The sequence below is a fragment of the Abiotrophia defectiva ATCC 49176 genome, from assembly GCF_037041345.1.
Taxonomy (GTDB): domain Bacteria; phylum Bacillota; class Bacilli; order Lactobacillales; family Aerococcaceae; genus Abiotrophia.
This window is the reverse complement of the sequence record NZ_CP146287.1, coordinates 2029855-2045142: the sequence shown is the minus strand read 5'-3', so window position 1 is coordinate 2045142 and position 15288 is coordinate 2029855. Positions and strand designations below refer to the sequence as shown.

General features: G+C 41.0%; 14 protein-coding genes. 11 read left to right on the top strand and 3 right to left on the bottom strand.

Annotation, left to right across the window (positions count from 1 at the left end; all coding sequences use genetic code 11):
- The first annotated feature begins 489 nt into the window (after positions 1 to 489).
- The 3 genes from rpmH to V7R82_RS09595 all read left to right on the top strand — a co-directional run bounded on the left by rpmH (position 490) and on the right by V7R82_RS09595 (position 1921).
- A complete protein-coding gene (gene rpmH / locus V7R82_RS09605) occupies positions 490 to 624 on the top strand; it encodes a 50S ribosomal protein L34 (RefSeq protein WP_023392574.1) in 135 nt (44 codons plus the stop codon).
- Positions 625 to 709: 85 nt separating this feature from the next.
- On the top strand, positions 710 to 1372 hold the full coding sequence (locus tag V7R82_RS09600) for an NAD(P)H-dependent oxidoreductase (protein ID WP_070756467.1): 663 nt from the start codon (positions 710 to 712) through the stop codon (positions 1370 to 1372).
- Between the two features lie 27 nt (positions 1373 to 1399).
- Positions 1400 to 1921 carry a methyltransferase family protein gene (locus V7R82_RS09595; protein WP_291430478.1) on the top strand — a complete coding sequence of 174 codons (522 nt, stop codon included), beginning with the start codon at positions 1400 to 1402 and terminating at the stop codon, positions 1919 to 1921.
- A 154-nt stretch (positions 1922 to 2075) separates the two neighbouring features.
- Here the strand turns inward: V7R82_RS09595 and V7R82_RS09590 are convergent, their stop codons facing one another.
- Positions 2076 to 2936, bottom strand: a complete 861-nt coding sequence (locus V7R82_RS09590; RefSeq protein WP_338542714.1) for a helix-turn-helix domain-containing protein — start codon at positions 2934 to 2936, stop codon at positions 2076 to 2078.
- A gap of 126 nt (positions 2937 to 3062) precedes the next feature.
- Here V7R82_RS09590 and V7R82_RS09585 point away from each other — a divergent pair, with 126 nt between their 5' ends.
- Positions 3063 to 4649, top strand: coding sequence for an ABC transporter ATP-binding protein (locus tag V7R82_RS09585; RefSeq protein WP_338542712.1), 1587 nt, complete (start codon positions 3063 to 3065; stop codon positions 4647 to 4649).
- Between the two features lie 241 nt (positions 4650 to 4890).
- Here V7R82_RS09585 and V7R82_RS09580 read toward each other — a convergent pair whose 3' ends face one another.
- The gene (locus V7R82_RS09580) at positions 4891 to 5538 is read right to left on the bottom strand and encodes a metal-binding protein ZinT (RefSeq protein WP_338542710.1); all 648 of its coding nucleotides are present in this window, start codon (positions 5536 to 5538) and stop codon (positions 4891 to 4893) included.
- A 220-nt stretch (positions 5539 to 5758) separates the two neighbouring features.
- Between V7R82_RS09580 and rnpA the strand changes: the two genes are divergently transcribed.
- From rnpA to treR, 7 genes are all read left to right on the top strand, one after another.
- Complete coding sequence (rnpA, locus tag V7R82_RS09575; RefSeq protein ID WP_023392569.1) at positions 5759 to 6106, top strand: ribonuclease P protein component; 348 nt, start codon at positions 5759 to 5761, stop codon at positions 6104 to 6106.
- A 9-nt stretch (positions 6107 to 6115) separates the two neighbouring features.
- Positions 6116 to 6937, top strand: a complete 822-nt coding sequence (locus V7R82_RS09570; protein ID WP_070756461.1) for a YidC/Oxa1 family membrane protein insertase — start codon at positions 6116 to 6118, stop codon at positions 6935 to 6937.
- 27 nt (positions 6938 to 6964) lie between these two features.
- Positions 6965 to 7780, top strand: a complete 816-nt coding sequence (jag, locus tag V7R82_RS09565; protein WP_070756460.1) for an RNA-binding cell elongation regulator Jag/EloR — start codon at positions 6965 to 6967, stop codon at positions 7778 to 7780.
- Between the two features lie 178 nt (positions 7781 to 7958).
- Positions 7959 to 9470 (top strand): PTS system trehalose-specific EIIBC component, encoded by a 1512-nt coding sequence (gene treP, locus V7R82_RS09560; protein ID WP_311466469.1) that lies wholly within the window; start codon positions 7959 to 7961, stop codon positions 9468 to 9470.
- A 50-nt stretch (positions 9471 to 9520) separates the two neighbouring features.
- Entirely contained in the window at positions 9521 to 11182 is a 1662-nt protein-coding gene (gene treC / locus V7R82_RS09555) for an alpha,alpha-phosphotrehalase (protein WP_338542704.1), read from the top strand.
- Between the two features lie 149 nt (positions 11183 to 11331).
- The gene (locus V7R82_RS09550) at positions 11332 to 12489 is read left to right on the top strand and encodes a GerMN domain-containing protein (RefSeq protein ID WP_311467843.1); all 1158 of its coding nucleotides are present in this window, start codon (positions 11332 to 11334) and stop codon (positions 12487 to 12489) included.
- Between the two features lie 76 nt (positions 12490 to 12565).
- The gene (gene treR / locus V7R82_RS09545; RefSeq protein ID WP_070756456.1) at positions 12566 to 13285 is read left to right on the top strand and encodes a trehalose operon repressor; all 720 of its coding nucleotides are present in this window, start codon (positions 12566 to 12568) and stop codon (positions 13283 to 13285) included.
- 82 nt (positions 13286 to 13367) lie between these two features.
- On the opposite strand, the gene mnmG is transcribed toward treR, so the two are convergent.
- Positions 13368 to 15284: a tRNA uridine-5-carboxymethylaminomethyl(34) synthesis enzyme MnmG gene (gene mnmG, locus V7R82_RS09540; RefSeq protein ID WP_338542701.1), complete on the bottom strand. Its 1917-nt coding sequence runs from the start codon at positions 15282 to 15284 to the stop codon at positions 13368 to 13370.
- Positions 15285 to 15288: the final 4 nt, after the last annotated feature.

The following is a 15288-nucleotide window of genomic DNA, read 5'->3' as shown; positions in this document are numbered from 1 at the left end:
TGACGGGGTCACCTCTTTCATAAGCAGAATCAATCACTTCTATTATAGCATAATCGGCTTGCTATCTCTAGTTTCTGTGGATAAGTCTCTCTATCCACATATGAACGGAAACTTATCCACAGGTGCATGGAAAGTGTGGATAAAGGCCATTTAGAGAGAAAATCACAGTTAGGTGTGCATAAGTGAAAGTCATACAAACCTTATTATATAAGCTTTTAGGGTAATTATCAACTTCTTTCTGTGCATAAGTCGCTAAAATGTGCATAAGTTTAAAATTTGTGGATAAATCCAAAATAGCTTGTGGATATAGTTAAGACTTATGAACAAGTTATGATACTTATCCACATATTTGTGCACAGCGAGTCGGATTCAGTGCCTACTTAAGACAGAGAAAGTTTAGCAAAAGTTACAAAAATCCTTGACTTTCAGCCCTAACTTCATTAAACTAATCTAGTACTCTACACAAGAATGCAGCAGGAGGTGGATCGCATGAAGAGAACTTACCAACCAAAGAAACGTACACGTAAAAAAGTGCATGGTTTCCGTAAACGTATGAGCACTAAAAACGGCCGTAACGTCTTAAAACGTCGCCGCCAAAAAGGACGCAAACGTCTAGCTCAATAATTATGAGACCTTAACAGGCCGCTTCTAAACCAGAAGCGGCCTTTCTTCTTATATATAGTAAACTACCTAAAGAAAGGACCCTATCATGACCCCAGAAGCTATTCGAGATTTACTTAAGCGACGTTATGCCTGCCGTGACTATGATCCCAATCGTAAGATTTCTGACCAGGATTTCCACTTGATTTTAGAAGCTGGCCAATTAGCCCCTAGTTCTTATGGTTTTGAGCCTTGGCACTTTCTAGTCATTGAATCGGAGTCACTCAAGCAAGCCTTGGCTCCCATCGCCTTGGGTGCTCAGAAAGCTTTAGCGTCAGCTAGCCATTTTGTCATCATTTTATCGCGCACGCAAGCTAGTTTACGTTATGATGCGCCTTATATTGGTTACATGATGCGGGAAATTCAAGGACTGCCAGAGGACTTCTGTGAATTTAAGCAACAACGCTTCGAGACCTTCCAGAAGGAAGATTTTGACTTATTGAGCACTGAACGTGCCACTTTCGATTGGGCCAGCAAGCAATCCTATCTGGCACTAGCACAGATGATGCAGGTTGCAGCCTTGCGAGGCATTGATTCTCTAGCTATGGAAGGCTTCAATCGTCAGGCAGTGACTGATTTGTTAACTGAACGTGGTCTAATAGATCCTAGTGAATGGGGAGTCTCTGTCATGGTGTCTTTCGGCTATGGACTTGGCTCAGTTCCTCGAAAGACTCGTCAGTCACTGGATCAATTAGTGACTTGGGTTAAATAAATGATGAACTTTTGAGGAGAGATGATAATGGCTGGGATTTGGCTTTTGTTGCTATTCTTAATAGTAAGATTCGGATTATTAGCAATCATAAAGAGGGAAGCGATACAGCGAGCTGCATATTTTGCTCCACTACAAAAATCAGAAAAAATAGCATATTACATTTATCAGGTGTCCAATATTGGATTGTTCATATGCTTAATAGTCTCGTCAGTAAAAATTGATGATTCACTTTTATTTTATTGCGGAACTGTCTTTTTTATAGTAGGTATCCTATTATGTGCAATTTCTCTTGTATGCTTCGCATTGCCAGATATTAATGGGTTAAATATTAACGGTATTTATAAATTTTCAAGAAATCCGATGTATGTGGCCTATTTTATTTGTTTCTTAGGAATGTCTTTCTTAACACAGTCTGTACCAATGTTGATAATAGTCTTAATATTCCAGATTTCGGCACATTGGATTATTCTCTCTGAAGAAAGATGGTGTCTAGCAAAGTTTGGAAAAAGCTACAAGGACTACATGAAAAGAGTCCGGCGCTATATTTAAATAATTCTGAGTTACTTAACTTAATTTAAAAATCACTTATCTATTCATTGTGATTTCTAGTCTCACCTAATAGATTGGAAGGAGGAAACCACAGTGAAGATTCGAGTGAAGTTAGAATTAGAAATTGGGTAATGAATAAAAGCTGTGAATGCTATCATTCACAGCTTTTATTTTCTTCATAGAATTTCCGAAATTGATGACTAATCTCCTCGAGCCCATATAGACTAAGAGAATCAATGATGCGTTCAATTTTATCTACATGTAAAGAGTGTGGAGTAGCTCGATAGGCTAATAGTTCTTGGTAAAATAGCGCATGTATTTTTTCTGGAAGATTTTCGTATAAAGTAACTTCTTTATTTATGATTGTTAGACAGTAGCGAGCTAATTCATCTTCATTCTCTCTGATACAAGTATAAATAAAATTGTTTAGAATTGCTAATATCATCATTCGTTGTTTACTTGTATAAGCATCAAGATTTTTTCGGAGTATAGAAAAAATCATTTGACGGTTAGCTTCTAGGTCATATAAATCCATAATATTAGTATATAAAGATAATTTATAGCTATCCCAGTTTTCAGCGTTGAAAAGCTTATCTTGCAGAAAATGTTTGGTATTTTCTGCAAGCATGGATATATCATCGTTTAAGTCGGCCAGATAAACATCAACAATTGCCGTAAGTAAATCTTTTTCAAGTTGATTAAGACTATTATCACCTTGAAATTGACTTTTCAACTGAATTAGATTTTGACTTTGATAGCGTGTATAGTATTGAAGAATTTGATGCTGCGCGCGATCAAAACTGAGTGAATCGGTTGAAATATTAACAGATCTTACAAATTTCGTGATATCAATGCCATGTGTATTAAGAATATTAAATAAATCTTCAGCTGAAATACGGTGGATACCTTTTTCTACCTTCGAGTAAAACGAAGGAGTCACGATACCGACGGACATTTCTTCCATTGTTAGGCCTTTTTTTTTACGATAGTAATATAGAGCTTCACCAATTTCCATCTGCAATCTCTCCTTTATGTCGTATACGACATTTTTATCTACGATTATAGTTTAAGCGATAGAATTAATAATGTAAATGTGAAACAAAATTAGAAATTTGGAATAAAGAGAAAGTAGGGAATATAAATGAAGCAGCTCATCAAACATTTTTGGAAGGAAAATCTCCTAATGCTAGTCATCTTGTTAGGTAATGCGCTCGCGCTAACGGCGACTAGCTTGATGCAAATTTTTATTTTAGATGCGCTCATTAGCTTAAATCTTATCAATTTTTTGCAGGCGATGGGCTATTTATTGATGGCCTATTTGATAATGCTAGGAATGACTTACTTAAAAATAAGATATCAGAGCAAATTAATTCAGCAGCAAACAACCTTTCTACGGGTTAAAGTACTGAAAAAAATTAGCCAAATTAGCTATGAAGATTTCAAGTCTAAGGAATCTCAATCATATGTTTCTTGGTTCACCAATGACATGGACATAATCGAAAAACAGTCTTTGCTACCCCTGTATGCCTTGATAGGAGGAATTATTAATGCCATTACATCTGGAATTGCTCTCCTAACCATGCATTGGTCATTAATTGCTTTAACGGCGAGTCTAGTTCTTGTGTTACTTTTTATCCCCAAATTATTTTCCGGAAGGATGGAGCGTACCACTCGTCAAGTGGCTCAAGAAAATGAGGAATTCATACAGAAGATTGGCAACTATTTAATGGCCTATGATACAATTTTTTCTTATCGGAAGTTTTCTTATATTATCAAGAAGACAGAACAGGCATCAGATCATCTAGCTCAAGAAAAAAATAATTATCAGAAAGAGATTGGTTGGGTGACTGTTATAAGCGGTCTAGGAAATATATTGAGTCAGTTCTCTCTTTATGCTTTGACTGGTTATTTAGCAGTTCAACAAATCGTTACAATTGGTTCTTTATCAGCAACTGCTTCTTTAGCGGGTGATATTTTTAATACAGTAAGTAACATTAGCCAGTATCTTGCCATTATCAAGAGTAGCAAGCCTATTTTCGATAAATTTGAGGCATTAGAACCAGCTCATTATATTTCTCAAAATCTAACACCTATAGACGAATTAAGCCTAGAAAATATTAGTTTTGCCTATCAAGAGAATCCATTATTTACTGGTTTATCATATCGGTTTAAGATGGGAGGAAAATACGCCATTATTGGAAATAGTGGTTCAGGTAAATCTACTTTGTTGAACCTATTAGCAGGTAAAAATAGGCACTATCAAGGGACTATACGCTATGGAGAAAATAGTATTTTAGATGTAGATTATGATTCACTTTATGAAAATATGATTTATATTAATCAGCACGATAGTCAAATTGAGGGTACTATTTTAGAAAATTTGACTTTTGGAGAAGAATTATCGGTCGACTACATATATAAAATTTTAGAGGCTCTTGATCTAAAACAAGTAATCAATCAGCTTCCAGATGGATTAAATACAAAGATAGGTGACAAAGGCAGTCTATTATCTGGAGGACAACTCCAACGACTTTCTATTGCCCGTGCACTTTTACATAATAAACCTATTCTTTTATTGGATGAAAGTACATCCGGATTAGACCAAGAAACTATGCTAAAAATAGAAAATTTACTTATCCAGCAAAAACATAAAACGCTTATCATGGTTACACATCACTTACATCCAGAAATCCTTCAACAGCTTGATGGAGTTCTTCAACTAAACTAGAAAAGGAGGCGATAGTTGTGTTAAGAGACGGTCATATTCACACAGAACCTATTTTAGTAAGTTAATTTTTAGGAAAGGTAATTTATAGAAGAGGTGAGAATAATGAAAGAAGCACATAAAAAAACAATTAAGGGCATCATTATAGGTGATCGTCCTTGGTTAAAAGATATTTTACCAACATTTTAGATATTAAAAAGCCAGACTGCGGAAGTTTAATCAAATCCGTAGTCTGGCTTTTTAATTAATGGTGGGCAATCATTTCATCGATGATTTCATAGACATCAAGATCGCTTGGGTAGTAGGTTGGCCAATTTTCCATTTCTTCCAATAATTTTTCGTGGTCTTGGTCACCAGCAAAGATATGGAAGTGTTCGGCTTTGGTAGGCCCAATCTCATGGTCAGAGAATTGAATGTGTTTAGGTGCTCCTTGGTTGTCACCTTCGGCTGTGAAGAGGTAGCGGACACCTTTCTTACCGGATTTATAGGTCAGAATCTTATAGCCATCGTAGCGGTAGGTTGCCGTGCTAGCTTGGTCACCTTTATAGAAGGTAATTTTGCCGCTATCGCCGTCAATCACGATTCGAGTGACATCTGTCTTGTAACCCGCTAGGTAGTATTCCTTATATTCTTCGAAAGTCTTGGTTGCGCCTTCTGCCTTAGACTTGTAGCGCATAACCATATCTAATTCTCCGCTTTCCATATAAGGATAGACAGATTGCCAGTCACCACTATAGTCGCTTAAGGTCCGGTCAGAGACTTGACTGTCTTCAAAAACACCTTTCTGATGCGGTTTTACTTCGTGGTGGGAATGGTTACCGTGGGCAAAAACAGAGACGGGGCTCACTGCTAGTGCAAAGAGGCTCAATAATAAAAATAAAGTACGTTTCATATGCTTCTCCTTTATAAAAGTAATGGTTACTTTTTATATTATAAAGGATAAGGTTGTAAAAAGCAACCATTACGTTTTATAAACTTAAGTAAATAGCCATAAGCTTACGAAAGATGAAAAGAAAAACCGCTCCAAAACACAATTATAGATGTAAAAGCTTGCAAAATACGGTATAATAGTAGGGAAATACTTTGCACCTGAGGCAGAATAAGGAGAGACCATGAAGAAAGCTTATCGAATCAAGAAAGAACGTGAATTTCAACATGTCTATCACCATGCCCAGACTTACGCCAACCGGCAGTTAGTGCTTTATGTCTATCCGAAACCTGAACAAGCACATTTTCGCGTCGGATTATCGGTTGGAAAACGTATCGGGAATGCTGTCATGCGCAATAAGGTCAAACGTTATCTTCGTCAATCCTTGCAGGATTTAGAGCATGAGATCCCCCACGAATATGATTATCTTCTCATCGCTCGACCTGATATTAAAGACAAGGATCAAGCTACGGTGCGTCAATCCTTGCGTCATGTCATGACCGTTGCAAAGTTATTATCATCCCATTCATAGGAGGTTTCAATGAAAAATTTATCGCGATGGATGAAAGCAGCTATGCTTTTGGCCTTGCCAATCTTCTTAGCGGGTTGCGGTGCCACATCAAATGTCGACGCCAACAGTAGTGGTGTCTGGGATGGCTACATCATCTACCCCCTCTCTCAATTCATTATTTGGTTATCCAATTTACTGGGAGGCAGTTACGGCTTAGGTATTATTCTCTTTACCATTATTATTTTGGTTGCGCTAACTCCTCTGACCAAGATGCAGATGGATTCGCAATTCCAAATGGCTGAAATCCAACCTGAAATTGAAGAACTGAAAAAACAATTCCCTAACCGAGATCGTGCGTCCATGGAAGCCCTCCAGCAGGCTCAACAGGATTTGATGAAGGAACGCGGTGTTAACCAATTTGCAGGATGTTTACCGCTTCTAATTCAATTGCCAGTCATGTTCGCCCTCTATCAGGTAATTGCTCGAACTGAAGTTTTACGGGATGGCCACTTCCTCTGGCTAGCCTTGGGTAAGGCAGACCCTTACTTCATCTTACCAATTTTAGCCGCAGTATTAACCTGGTATAGCTCATACCTAACAGTTAAGGCTAATCCTATCCAAAATGGCGCCAGCAAAGCCATGACTTATGTGGCACCTGCCATGATTCTCTTGGTATCCTTCAACTTCCCAGCAGCGGTTACCCTCTACTGGGTGGTATCCAATGCGGTACGGGTTGTCCAAACCTTTATCTTCTATAATCCATACAAGATTATTGCCCAAAGAGAAGCAAAACGCCAAGAAGAAAAAGCCCGTCAGCGTCGTTTACGTAAAGCGCTGAAGAAGGTTAAATAGTTAGTATAAGTAAAGGAGCGTTCTTTTATGTTAGATAACAGTGTTACGATTAAAGCACCTAGCGTGGAACAAGCAGTCAAAATCGGCTTATCAAAACTTAATATCACTGAAGATCAAGCGGTGGTAACTGTCATTAATGAAGGTAAGAAGGGTCTCTTTGGCTTTGGTAAACAAGATGCCATTGTTGAAATTAGTGCCAAAACTAAAATCTCGCTCAACGACTTAGCTGAAGAAACCACAGAAGTTGAAGAAGTGGCAGCAACTGTAGCTCTTGAAAGCCAAACAGTTGCTGAGCCAACTGTGCCAAGCCAAGAAGTGAGTCCACTTATTGAAGAAGCTGCTCTTGTGGAAGAAACAGAAGAAGTGGTTGAGTCCGAAGAAAAAACCGAAGGTTCAGTTAGCCTCGAAGCAGTGGCACGTTACCTTGAAGATGTCATTAAGGCTTTTGGCGCTGAAGCAAAGGTTAGTGTAGAAGCAAGTTCCCGCGAAGTACATTTCAATATTGAAACAGACAAATCTGGTTTGATTATCGGGAAGCACGGTAAAATCATTGATGCCTTGCAATCCTTGGCTCAAGTGATGGTTCACCGTGGTCATCATCGTCGCGTAGCAGTTCTGCTTAATGTGGGTGACTACCGCGATCGTCGCGCAGGCATCTTAGAAAGTATTGCGGATCGTACGGCACGCCAAGTCCTTAAGACTAAGCAAGCGGTGATTTTAGATCCTCTACCAGCTTTCGAGCGTAAGCAAATTCACTCTCATCTTAGCCAAATCGAACATGTTAAGACCCACTCTGAAGGGGTTGAACCTAACCGATATTTAGTGGTTGAGTATGAAAACTAAATGAAAATAATAAAGTAAAATCAGCTGTAATTGACTCATAAGTCAGTTACAGCTGATTTATTATGGAAGTATGTTTTCACAATAAGAAAACTCTTACAAAAAAGGCTTGCATTCACTGTGATAAGTGATACAATGATATTATAAATTTGTACAGACAAGTTTAAAAGGAGGAAAAAGGATGTCAAACTTCAAACAAGATGCGACGCAATTATTGTCCTTAATTGGTGGCAAGGAAAACATCTCAGCAGTGACCCACTGTGCAACACGGATGCGTTTTGCCTTGGTCGACCCTAGTCAGGCAGATGTCAAAGCAATCGAGGCGCTACCATCTGTCAAAGGTAGCTTTACTCAAGCGGGTCAATTTCAGGTCATTATTGGTAATGCGGTCTCTGAATTCTACAAAGAATTCCAAGCGGTTTCTGGAGTAGGTGAGGCTAGTAAAGATGAGGTAAAAGCGGCTGCTAAGAAGAACCAAAGTCTCTTACAACGTGCTATGACCACTATGGCAGAGATTTTTGCTCCAATTATTCCAGCCATTATCGTAGGTGGCTTGATTTTAGGTTTTCGTAACATCCTAGAAGGGGTACCATTTGAGGCTTTAGGACAGAAATTTGTTGAAGGCCAAGCTCAATTTAATCCAGATGGCACCATACTCTATAACTCAATTGTGGATGTTTCTCAGTTCTGGAAAGGGGTTAACGCCTTCTTATGGCTACCAGGTGAAGCTATCTTCCATTTCTTACCGGTAGGGATTGTCTGGTCGGTAACACGTAAGATGGGAACCACCCAAATTCTTGGGATTGTGCTTGGGATTACTCTTGTATCAGGTCAGTTAACGAACGCCTATGGCTTTGCTGAAGCAGTAGAAAAAGGGACACTTAAGTTCTGGGATTTTGGTTATTTCCGCCTCAATGCTATTGGTTATCAAGCTCAAGTAATTCCGGCTATTTTAGCAGGCTTGGCCCTGTCTTATCTTGAAATCTTCTGGCGTAAAGTGGTGCCTGAAGTTCTGTCCATGATTCTAGTACCATTCTTAGCCTTAGTTCCTGCAGTAATCTTGGCTCACACAGTTTTAGGTCCAATTGGATGGACAATTGGTTCATGGATTGCAGCGGTTGTTAAAGCAGGTTTAACCGGTACTTTCTCTTGGCTCTTTGGTGCTGTCTTTGGTGCCTTCTATGCGCCACTGGTTATCACCGGTCTCCATCACATGACCAACGCGATTGACTCTGAACTCATTGCTAATTTCAATGGGACAGGTCTTTGGCCAATGATTGCTCTCTCTAACATTGCACAAGGTTCAGCTGTTTTAGCTGTCTGGTGGTTGACACGTAAGGATGAGGAGCAAAACCAAATTACAGTACCATCTGCTATTTCATGTTACTTAGGGGTTACTGAGCCAGCCCTCTTTGGGGTTAACCTTAAATATATTTACCCATTCCTAGCCGGAATGATTGGCTCTAGCTTGGCGGGTTTGATTGCGACAACTTATAAGGTGACCTCTAACGCCATTGGGGTTGGGGGGCTACCAGGCTTTATCGTCATACAACCAGGTTCAATGGCTATGTTCTTCGTCTGCATGGCAGTCGCTTTAGTGGTGCCATTTGTTGTAACACTTTTCTTCAATCGTCAATTCAAGTTCTTGGATAACAAGGCTGTTGACTTTGATATTCCATTCTTTAACAAGTAAAGGCTATGGGGCTAGGATAATCATCTTAGCCCTTTTGAAAGGAGGTTCTTATGCGCTTATCAAAAAAGGTTGTCTATCAACTCTATCCTAAATCCTTCAAAGATACGACAGGGAATGGGATGGGAGACTTACGCGGTATCATCGAAAAACTAGACTACTTAGCGGGTTTAGGTGTTGATTTAATATGGTTGAACCCTTTTTACCCTTCCCCACAATATGATAATGGCTACGACATTTCGGATTATTGTGCCATTGACCCGGCCTTTGGGACTATGGCAGATTTCGAAGAGTTAGTGGCGGAAGTAGGCAAACGGGGTATTGGACTCATGCTCGACATGGTCTTAAACCATGTTTCGACAGAACATGAATGGTTCAAAAAAGCCTTGGCTGGGGATCCTAAGTATCAAGCTTACTTCTATTTAAGACCTGCTAAGGCTGACGGTAGTTTGCCAACCAACTGGGAGTCTAAGTTTGGCGGACCTGCCTGGGAAAGGTTTGGCAAGACTGACTTATATTATTTACATCTTTATGATGTGACGCAGGCAGATTTAGATTGGCACAATCCTCAGGTTCGGCAAGAACTCCACCAAGTGGTGAATTTTTGGCGTCAAAAAGGGGTAAAGGGTTTCCGATTCGATGTTTTGAATGTTATTGGCAAGTCAGAAGAATTGGTTGATAGCCAAGCTCCTGGTTCTAGTCAGGAGAAGTCCCTCTATACAGATACGCCTATTGTGCATACTTGGATTCGGGAATTGAACCAAGCTACTTTTGGGCAGGATCAAGAAATCGTCACAGTTGGGGAGATGTCTTCTACTACAATTGAAAATGGGATTAGCTATACTAACCCTAAAGATCAAGAACTGTCTATGATTTTCTCCTTCCATCATCTCAAGGTTGACTATGAGAATGGGGAAAAATGGTCCAATCCAGCTTTTGATTTCTTAGAGCTTAAACGCATTTTAGATGAGTGGCAAACAGGCATGTCTGACGGACAGGGATGGAATGCCCTCTTCTTCAATAATCATGACCAACCTCGGTCTAACAACCGCTTTGGGGATGTAGTAAATTATCCTTATCAAACGCAAACCTTGCTTGCGACAGTTACCCATTTATTGCGTGGGACGCCTTATATTTATCAGGGTGAAGAAATTGGCATGACTAACCCAGGCTACCAAGAATTGGCTCAATACAATGATGTGGAGACGCACAATAACTATCAAATCATGCGGGATAAGGGTTATTCCCATGAAAAAGCCATGACCATCATTCAGGCTAAATCCCGCGACAACAGTCGCACACCTATGCAATGGGATGGGACAACCCATGCAGGCTTTACCAAGGCCACGCCATGGCTAGAAGTTGCAGCTAACTATCCTACTATTAATGTTGAGCAGGAATTGGCGGAAGGTAAGATTTATACCTATTATCAAGAGCTCATTCGCTTGCGCAAGGACTATGATGTGATTTCGGATGGGACTTACGGTGGTTTATTCTTGGATCATCCTAGCATCATGGCCTTTGTAAGAGAATATGAAGGGCAACAATTACTGGTTCTAGGACATTTTTATGACGGAAATGTAGAAATTGAATTACCTCAGGCCTTTCGTGGTCGAACAGCGACTAAGTTGATTGGCAATGGACCAGTCCAATATGCTGATAGATTGACTTTAGGAGCTTATGAAGCTGTTGCTTTCTTATTTGAAACAGAATAAGCTAAGTGTTAAAGGACAAATTCCCAGGGATTTGTCCTTTTTATCTGCCAGGTGGTATTAGATAGAAATGAAGAATGGTAAAATCCTTTCTAGCATGGTAAAATAAGACGAATATGCTAGAGAAAAACATAAAAGAAAGGGGCAGCAGCATGAAAAGAGGGATTCTTCTTGTTGGATTTGTATTGCTATTAAGTGCTTGCAAGCAAGAACCTATGATTCACATTAGTCCAGATGTTCAGGCATCAATAGACAAGAAAGCTGCTGACCGCCAAGGGACAGCAACAAACGAATCGTCTGAAACTAGCTCTACTGTTGCAGAGAACACAGGAGAATTCGACACGTCATCATGGCACAAAGCACCGGATGGAACACAATATGAGATAAGTCATTATGCGCCTAATGGTATCAATCAACTTAAAGAGTTTGATACGCGTGATGGTTTACAAATAGTGTACACAGATTATGTAGACACTAACCGTCAACTATGGCAAGTGCGGACCCTCTTACCTAATGGTCGGGCCAACGTGTCAGTTTATCAGCTAACCAAGGAAGGCTGGCAGATATCTTGGCAAGCCCAGGATACTTTGGATACTAGCAACCATCTAGAACAAATTAGTCACACCCACCGTATCCCTTATTTGATGGCTCCCCTTCAAGTGGGAACGATGTGGCAAGATAGCCAAGGAAGTCGTTCCACTATTACTAATCTCTACCAATCAGCCACAATAGGTTCTAGCAATTATGAAGATGTTATTGAGGTAACAACCTTTCAATCTGACCAAGAGTTACATACCTACTATGCCAAGAATCAAGGTTTGATCATGTCTAGTCAGAAAGCCATCAATAGTGGTGGGGAAAATATTACGCTCACACTTAAGTCTAACCAGCATCAGGTTAGCATCACGCAACCTATCAATATAGCCAAGCCAAGTAATCAGATGAATCCAATTTTGACTAAGGGGACGGGGCACTTAACTTGGCAGACTAATCAGAATCCAGGTAAAACTTTTACAGAATTGTTCCGCAAAGAAGGATGGATTAATTCATCTGTTGAAGTCAAAGATATAAAAATTGAATCGCAAACTGCCCTCGTAGACTTCACTCCTGGTATCGTGGCAGCCATGAATCAGCATACAGCACGAGAAACGGCTGTTTTACCGGCTATTGTCCAAACAATCGCTGATTATTATGGGGTCAAACAGGTGAAGCTGACTGTAGGCGGACTTATTTTAACGCCAGATACCTTGCCAATGCCTGATAATGGTATTTGGGAAGTAAATCCGAACTGGTTAGGGACAAATCCTTAAAAAAATGCGAAAAAAAACTGGATAAACTCTTTCACAAAGTAACAGATTATGCTAGAATACGTATCGAGGTGTAAAAATGAATAAATTTGAAAGAGTCTATCTAGACATCAAGCAAAAAATTGAAAATGGGACCTACCCCATTGGTGAACTAATCCCTACAGAACATGAACTAGCAGAAACCTATGATGTATCCCGTGAAACTATCCGTAAAGCGCAAAAACTCCTATTGGAAAATGGCTTTATTCATAAGAAACAAGGCCGTGGTTCTACCGTTTTAGACTTTAACCGTTTTGTCTTTCCATTTTCGGGTTTGGTCAGTTTCAAAGAGTTACAAGCTGATCAAAATATGAAAGCTGAAACACGGGTAATCCGTAATGAAATCGTGAAGGCGCCAGACTTTCTTATTGGTAAAGAAGGCGTGACTGAGAATGAACGCTTTATTTACTTATTGCGTACGCGGATTATCGCTGGCGAAGTCATGATTATTGATGAAGACTGGTTCCGTTGCAGCGTGGTGCCATCTATCCCAAGCCGTGTGGCTAAAAACTCCGTCTATGAGTACCTAGAAGGTCAGTTAGACTTAGATATTAGCTATGCTACCAAGGATATGCGGGCTGAGATTGTGTCTGAGCTAGGCTTGGAACTCATGAAGTTAACACCTATGGACTATGTCATTAAGACAGACAGCTTTGTTTACTTAGAAGATACTACCTTCTTCCAATACAGTATTTCCCACACGCGACTAGAGAAGTTCCACTTCCAAGAATTCGCACGTCGTAGACACTCAATTAAATAATGAAAAAAGAGACAGGATTTATGCCCTGTCTTTTTTACTATATTATATAGAAGAAAAAAAGCCCCTTTCAGGGGCTTTTCTTTTAGTCTTGAGATGGACGATCTTGTAGGCGAGCAATCTTGCCTTGTTGGATGTAGACTGACAAGATGGCAATGTCAGCAGGATTAACGCCGCTGACCCGGCTAGCTTGTGCTAAGGTAGTCGGCTGAATTAATTTCAGGCGGTCACGCGCCTCGTTAGCCAAATTCAAGATAGCGTCGTAGTCAATATCTTCAGGAATGCGTTTTTCTTCCATGGCCTTGACTTTTTCGACTTTTTCGATGGCCTTTTGGATATAGCCTTCATACTTGATTTGAATTTCAACTTGTTCAGCTTCTTGGCGTTCCAATAGGCCCTCTGGCCGAGGAATAAGCGTCACTAAATCTAAGTAGCGAATCTCTGGTCGCTTGAGCAGATTGAAGGCGCTGATTCCGTCTAAGAGGGACGAAGAGCCTACACGCTCAAAGAGTTCCTGAAGGCCGGGCGTCTTAGGTGTCAGGGTGATTTTCTTCAAGCGTTTGATTTCAGCGTCAACCAGGGCTTTCTTAGCTAGATAGGCTTCATAGCGTTGGCCATCGACCAAGCCAATTTGGTGGCCAATTTCAGTCAGTCGCAAATCAGCATTATCGTGGCGTAGCAAGAGACGATACTCTGCCCGAGAAGTTAAGAGACGATAAGGTTCTGTGGTCCCTTTGGTAACTAAGTCATCAATCATAACGCCAATATAGCCGTCACTCCGTTTGATGATAAGTGGATCTTGTCCTTGAACTTGGCGGGCTGCGTTAATGCCAGCAATAAGGCCTTGGCCGGCCGCTTCTTCGTAGCCGCTAGTCCCGTTCATTTGGCCCGCTGTATAGAGGCCACGTACTAATTTGGTTTCTAAGCTAGCACGCAATTGATGCGGGATGACCACGTCGTACTCAATAGCGTATCCTGGTCGCATGAGTTTGGCATTTTCCAGACCCGCTACAGAATGTAGCATCTGAAGTTGTACATCTTCAGGCATAGAGGTGGATAGGCCTTGAATATACATCTCATCAGTCGTTAGACCTTCTGGTTCAACGAAAATTTGATGGCGTGGCTTATCGCTGAAGCGCACAATCTTGTCTTCGATAGAAGGACAATAACGTGCCCCTACCCCTTCCACGATGCCGGTAAACATAGGCGCGCGGTGCAGGTTAGCCTTGATAACTTCATGGGTATCTTGGCTGGTATGGGTCAGCCAACAAGGGACGAAGTCAGGTCGGTAGTCAGCATCTGGCGTTAGGAAGGAAAAATGGTTGGGTTGGCTATCACCAGGTTGAATCTCCATGGCCTCATAGTTAATGCTAGATTTGTGGATACGCATAGGTGTCCCAGTTTTGAAACGGGCTAACTCAAAGCCCAGTTCCAAAAGGTGTTCAGAGAGTTTCTGGGATGGGAGGGTATTGTTGGGACCAGATGAATACTTGAGCTCACCAATAATGATTTGACCGCGTGAAGAGGTACCAGCAGTTAGGACAACGGCATCCGCACTATAGCGGGCGCCAGTCGAAGTGACAACGCCACGAACTTGCCCTTCTTCTACTACTAGGCGGTCAACTAGGCCTTGTTTGAGGTCTAGGTTAGGGCAGGCTTCAATGGTTTGTTTCATAGCGGTCGCATAGGCATGTTTATCCGCTTGGGCACGTAAGGCTTGGACGGCTGGTCCCTTCCCAGTGTTGAGCATGCGCATTTGGATGTAGGTCTTATCAATATTGCGGCCCATTTCGCCACCGAGGGCATCGATTTCGCGAACGACAACACCCTTGGCAGGCCCTCCTACAGAAGGGTTACAGGGCATAAAGGCTACCATTTCTAAGCTAATGGTTAAGAGCAGGGTGCGACAGCCCATACGAGCTGCCGCCAATGCGGCTTCTGAACCTGCGTGTCCAGCACCGACAACAATGACCTCGTAGTGGCCAGCAGAGAATTCTTGCATGGTT

Excerpts from the sequence above, each read along its gene's own strand:
- jag (WP_070756460.1), top strand. The coding sequence starts at position 6,965 with ATGTTAGATAACAGTGTTACGATTAAAGCACCTAGCGTGGAACAAGCA.
- V7R82_RS09590 (WP_338542714.1), bottom strand. The coding sequence starts at position 2,936 with ATGGAAATTGGTGAAGCTCTATATTACTATCGTAAAAAAAAAGGCCTA.
- treR (WP_070756456.1), top strand. The coding sequence starts at position 12,566 with ATGAATAAATTTGAAAGAGTCTATCTAGACATCAAGCAAAAAATTGAA.
- V7R82_RS09570 (WP_070756461.1), top strand. The coding sequence starts at position 6,116 with ATGAAAAATTTATCGCGATGGATGAAAGCAGCTATGCTTTTGGCCTTG.
- V7R82_RS09600 (WP_070756467.1), top strand. The coding sequence starts at position 710 with ATGACCCCAGAAGCTATTCGAGATTTACTTAAGCGACGTTATGCCTGC.
- treC (WP_338542704.1), top strand. The coding sequence starts at position 9,521 with ATGCGCTTATCAAAAAAGGTTGTCTATCAACTCTATCCTAAATCCTTC.
- mnmG (WP_338542701.1), bottom strand. The coding sequence starts at position 15,284 with ATGCAAGAATTCTCTGCTGGCCACTACGAGGTCATTGTTGTCGGTGCT.
- rnpA (WP_023392569.1), top strand. The coding sequence starts at position 5,759 with ATGAAGAAAGCTTATCGAATCAAGAAAGAACGTGAATTTCAACATGTC.
- V7R82_RS09550 (WP_311467843.1), top strand. The coding sequence starts at position 11,332 with ATGAAAAGAGGGATTCTTCTTGTTGGATTTGTATTGCTATTAAGTGCT.
- rpmH (WP_023392574.1), top strand. The coding sequence starts at position 490 with ATGAAGAGAACTTACCAACCAAAGAAACGTACACGTAAAAAAGTGCAT.
- V7R82_RS09580 (WP_338542710.1), bottom strand. The coding sequence starts at position 5,538 with ATGAAACGTACTTTATTTTTATTATTGAGCCTCTTTGCACTAGCAGTG.
- V7R82_RS09585 (WP_338542712.1), top strand. The coding sequence starts at position 3,063 with ATGAAGCAGCTCATCAAACATTTTTGGAAGGAAAATCTCCTAATGCTA.
- V7R82_RS09595 (WP_291430478.1), top strand. The coding sequence starts at position 1,400 with ATGGCTGGGATTTGGCTTTTGTTGCTATTCTTAATAGTAAGATTCGGA.
- treP (WP_311466469.1), top strand. The coding sequence starts at position 7,959 with ATGTCAAACTTCAAACAAGATGCGACGCAATTATTGTCCTTAATTGGT.